Annotated in this window: 2 protein-coding genes; both read left to right on the forward strand. The window is 64.1% G+C overall.

Annotation, left to right across the window (positions count from 1 at the left end):
* Positions 1 to 153: 153 nt before the first annotated feature.
* Positions 154 to 1,188, forward strand: a complete 1,035-nt coding sequence (selD, locus tag G1E_RS26885; protein ID WP_009682058.1) for a selenide, water dikinase SelD — start codon at positions 154 to 156, stop codon at positions 1,186 to 1,188.
* Positions 1,188 to 2,360 (forward strand): tRNA 2-selenouridine(34) synthase MnmH, encoded by a 1,173-nt coding sequence (gene mnmH / locus G1E_RS26890; RefSeq protein WP_256220467.1) that lies wholly within the window; start codon positions 1,188 to 1,190, stop codon positions 2,358 to 2,360. Before selD ends, mnmH begins: the two co-directional genes overlap by 1 nt.
* Positions 2,361 to 2,423: the final 63 nt, after the last annotated feature.

The following is a 2,423-nucleotide window of genomic DNA, read 5'->3' on the forward strand; positions in this document are numbered from 1 at the left end:
AAGCTGCAAGCTGCAAGCAAAAGCAGCCTGCATGTGGCTTTTGCTTTTGCTTGAAGCTTGAAGCTTGAAGCTGGCCCAAGGAATTATAAGAGGCACAGGCGCAAAGGCCAGCTTTGCTACAATCGCGCAACAAATTGACCTGCTGAGGTACGTATGCGCGAGCCGATTCGCCTGACCCAGTACAGCCACGGTGCCGGCTGTGGCTGCAAGATTTCCCCCAAGGTGCTGGACGTGATCCTCGCTGAAAGTGGCACCCAGGCCCTGGACCCGAAACTGTGGGTCGGCAACGCCTCACGCGATGATGCCGCGGTATACGCACTGGATGACGAACGTGGCGTGGTTTCGACCACCGACTTCTTCATGCCGATCGTCGATGACCCCTATGACTTCGGTCGAATCGCCGCCACCAACGCCATCAGCGACATCTACGCCATGGGCGGCGACCCGCTGATGGCCATCGCCATCCTGGGCTGGCCAGTCAACGTGCTGCCACCGGAAGTCGCCCGCGAAGTCATCCGCGGTGGCCGTGCCGTGTGCGCTGAAGCCGGTATTCCACTGGCCGGCGGCCACTCCATCGACGCTCCCGAGCCCATCTTCGGCCTGGCTGTCACCGGCGTGGTCAGCAAGCGCCACCTCAAGCGCAACGACACCGCTAGCGCCGGCTGCCAGCTGTACCTGACCAAGCCACTGGGCATCGGCATCCTCACCACTGCCGAGAAAAAGGCCAAGCTGCGCGCGCAGGACCAAGGCCTGGCCCGTGACTGGATGTGCACCCTCAATACCCCCGGCCGCCGCTTTGGCAAGCTGGACGGGGTCAAGGCCATGACCGACGTCACCGGCTTCGGCCTGCTCGGCCACCTGGTCGAACTGGCAGAAGGCAGCGGCCTTACCGCGCACCTGGACTACGCCGCTGTACCGCGCCTGCCCAGTGTCGACCACTACCTGGCCGAGGGTTGCATCCCCGGCGGCACCCTGCGCAACTACGACAGCTACGGGCACAAGATCGGTACGCTCAGCGACGACCAGAAGCACCTGCTGTGCGACCCGCAAACCAGCGGTGGCCTGCTGGTGGCAGTTACCCCGCAAGGTGAAGCAGAGTTCCTGGCGGTGGCCGCCGAACTGGGCCTGCAACTGGCGCCGATCGGCAAGCTGGTCGAGCGACAGAGCCACGCGGTCGAGGTGATCTGATGCGCCCCGACTGCACCGATTTTCGCCAGCTGTTCCTCGCCGACGTGCCGATGATGGACATGCGCGCGCCGGTCGAATTCGCCAAAGGCGCCTTCCCTGGCGTGGTCAACCTGCCGCTGATGAACGACCAGGAGCGGCAGAAGGTCGGCACTTGCTTCAAGCAACAGGGCCAGGCCGCCGCCATCGCGCTGGGCCACCAGTTGGTCAGCGGTGCTACCAAGCAGGCCCGCCTGCAAGCCTGGGTAGCCTTTACCCAGGCGCATCCCGAGGGCTACCTGTACTGCTTCCGGGGCGGCCTGCGCTCGCAGATCGTGCAGGGCTGGCTGCGCGATGAAGCGGGCATCCAGTACCCACGCGTCAAAGGTGGCTACAAGGCCATGCGTAACTTTCTGCTGGGGACGACCCAGCAGGCGGTGGCCCAATGCGATTTCGTGCTGGTCGGCGGCCTGACCGGCACCGGCAAGACCGATGTGCTGCAGCAACTGGACAACGTGCTCGACCTGGAAGGCCACGCCAATCACCGCGGCTCCAGCTTCGGCAAGCGCGCCACGGCGCAGCCGGCGCAGATCGATTTCGAGAACCAGTTGGCCATCGATGTGCTGAAGAAGCGTGCCCGAGGGGTCGAGCAGTTCGTGCTGGAAGATGAAGGCCGTATTGTCGGCAGTTGCACGTTGCCGCTGGAGCTATACCAAGGCATGCAGCGGTATCCGCTGGTGTGGCTGGAGGACAGCTTCGCTAACCGCGTGGAACGCATTCTTCGCGACTATGTGATCAACCTGAGTGCCGAGTTTATGGCCGTGCATGGCGAGGAAGACGGTCGCCGCCTGTTTGCCGAGCGCATGCTGCAGAGCATGGCCAACATCCACAAGCGCCTGGGTGGCGAACGCTACCAACGGCTATCGGAAGTTCTGCGCCAGGCCCTGGAAGAACAGCAGCGCAGCGGCGCGGTGGACCTGCACCGGGGCTGGATCGAGGGTTTGCTGAACGAGTACTACGACCCGATGTATGCCTACCAGCGGGCAGCCAAGGCCGAGCGCATCGAGTTTGCCGGGGATGCCGTGGAAGTGCGTGAGTACCTCAAGGCCCGGGCACTGCGCCCAGCCACACCTGTAAAACCAGGGTCGCTTCGCGCCCCATCGCCGGCAAGCCAGCTCCCACAGGGATCGCCTTAGGGCTGACAGGTGTTTGCCACAAGGTATGGCAGCGCCTGTTAGAGCGAGCGCCGCCCGCGCGGC

Source organism: Pseudomonas sp. TJI-51 (assembly GCF_000190455.2).
GTDB lineage: Bacteria > Pseudomonadota > Gammaproteobacteria > Pseudomonadales > Pseudomonadaceae > Aquipseudomonas > Aquipseudomonas juntendi.